1 protein-coding gene is annotated in these 2,524 nt (G+C 71.3%); it reads left to right on the top strand.

The window, feature by feature from the left end:
- A partial coding sequence (locus ACFPZI_RS28205) for a type I polyketide synthase (protein ID WP_381368657.1) occupies positions 1–2,524 on the top strand: 2,524 nt, incomplete at both ends.

Raw genomic sequence — 2,524 nt, 5'->3', positions numbered from 1 at the left:
TGCGGCGTGGAACCTGCACGAGCTGACCCGGGACCTCGACCTCGCCGCCTTCGTCCTCTACTCCTCGGTCTCCGGAGTCATCGGTGGCGCGGGGCAGGCCAACTACGCGGCGGGCAATGCCTTCCTGGACGCGCTCGCCGCACACCGGCAGGCCGAGGGCCTGCCGGGAGTCTCGCTCGCCTGGGGCGCCTGGAACCAGGGCGCCGGCATGACGAGCGGTCTCGGAGAAGCCGATCTGCGCCGGGCCGCCGAGGCGGGCATGCCCCTGCTCTCGGTCGACCAGGGCATCGCACTGTTCGACGCCGCGCTGGCCACCGGCCAGGCCGCAGTGGCACCCGTACGACTGGACCTGTCCGCGCTGCGTGCCCAGGGCGCCGTCACGCCGCTGCTGCGCGGCCTGGTCCGGCCGGGCATACGACGTACGGCGGTCTCGGGCCCTGGAACGCGTACGGACGCGGGCCTCGCCGAGCGACTCAGCAAGCTGGAGCGTGCCGAACGGTACGAGACGCTGCTCACCCTGGTACGGGACCAGGCGGCCCTCGTGCTCGGCCACACGAGCGGCGACGGAGTCGACCCGACACGGGCCTTCCGCGACCTGGGCTTCGACTCACTGACAGCGGTGGAACTCCGCAACCGGCTGAACACGACGACCGGACTGCGGCTGCCCGCGACGATGGTCTTCGACTACCCGACCGTCGAGGCACTGGCGGACCATCTGCTCTACGAACTCGTCGGTCCGGAGGCCGCAGGCACCGACGCGACGACGGCCGTACCGGCGCTCTCCCAGGCCATGCTGGACGACGATCCGGTGGTCATCGTGGGCATGAGCTGCCGCTTCCCCGGCGGCATCGGCTCGCCGGAAGACCTGTGGCGCGTGGTCACCGAAGGCGCCGACGTCGTCACGGACTTCCCGGACAACCGCGGGTGGGACGTCGACGGGCTCTACAACCCCGACCCCGACCACATGGGTACCTCGTACACGCGGCAGGGCGGATTCCTGCACACGGCGGATGAGTTCGATCCCGCGTTCTTCGGGATGAGCCCGCGCGAGGCGCTGGCGACGGACTCGCAGCAGCGGCTGCTGCTCGAAGCGTCGTGGGAGGCGATCGAGCGGGCGGGTATCGACCCGGTGTCGCTGCGCGACAGCCAGACGGCCGTATTCGCCGGTGTGATGTACGGCGGCTACAACACCAACTTGAGCGGCAAGGAGTTCGAGGGCTTCCAGGGCCAGGGCAGCGCACTGAGCGTCGCCTCCGGCCGGGTCTCGTACACCTTCGGGTTCGAAGGTCCGGCGGTGACGGTGGACACCGCGTGCTCGTCGTCGCTGGTCGCGATGCACCTGGCCGCGCAGGCGCTGCGCAGCGGTGAGTGCTCGCTGGCCCTGGCCGGCGGCGTCACCGTCATGTCGGTCCCCGACACCTTCGTGGAATTCTCCCGTCAGAGGGGCCTGGCCCCCGACGGACGGTGCAAGGCGTTCTCCGAGTCCGCCGACGGTGTCGGCTGGTCCGAGGGCATCGGCATGCTCCTCCTGGAGCGGCAGTCGGACGCGTTGCGCAACGGTCACGAGATTCTGGCCGTGGTGCGCGGCAGCGCGGTCAACCAGGACGGCGCCTCCAACGGTCTGACCGCGCCCAACGGCCCCTCGCAGCAGCGGGTGATCCGCCAGGCGCTCGCCAGCGGCGGGCTGCTGGCCGAGGACGTCGACGTCGTCGAGGCGCACGGCACCGGCACGTCGCTGGGTGACCCGATCGAGGCGCAGGCGCTGCTGGCGACGTACGGACGCGACCGCGACCCGGAGCAGCCGCTGCTGCTCGGCTCGGTGAAGTCGAACATCGGCCACACCCAGGCCGCCGCCGGTGCGGCGGGCGTGATCAAGATGATCATGGCGATGCGCCACGGTGTGCTGCCGCAGACGCTGCACGTCGACGCCCCGTCCTCGCATGTGGACTGGTCGGCGGGCGCGGTGGAGCTGCTGACCGAGCCGACGGCCTGGCCGGAGGCCGGTCGCGTCCGGCGCGCGGGTGTGTCGTCGTTCGGTATCAGCGGTACGAACGCGCACGTGATCCTGGAGCAGCCGGCGGACGTCATCCAGGGAACGGTGGTGACGGGGTCCGAGGCTCCCGCGGTGGAGCTGGGTGTGGTGCCGTGGGTGCTGTCCGGCAAGACGCCGGAGGCGCTGCGCGGCCAGGCCGCCAAGCTGCTGGCCTCGATGGAGGGTCGGCCGGAGCTGCGGCCGGTGGATGTCGGGTATTCGCTGGCGACGGGCCGGTCGAAGTTCGACCACCGCGCGGTGGTGCTGCCGGACGGCTCCACTGATGCGGTACGAGCCCTCGCAGCCTTGGCGTCCGGTGCTCCGGATGCCTCGGTGGTGTCGGGTGCGGTCGTTGCTGACAGGTCGGCGGTGTTGTTCTCCGGTCAGGGTTCGCAGCGGCTGGGGATGGGCCAGGAGCTTTACGGCCGGTTCCCGGTGTTCGCGGAGGCGCTGGACTCCGTACTCGCTGTGCTGGATCCGCTGCTGGAGCGC

Source organism: Streptomyces chlorus (assembly GCF_042655885.1).
GTDB classification, from domain to species: domain Bacteria; phylum Actinomycetota; class Actinomycetes; order Streptomycetales; family Streptomycetaceae; genus Streptomyces; species Streptomyces chlorus.
This window is presented reverse-complemented; position numbering and strand designations above follow the sequence as displayed.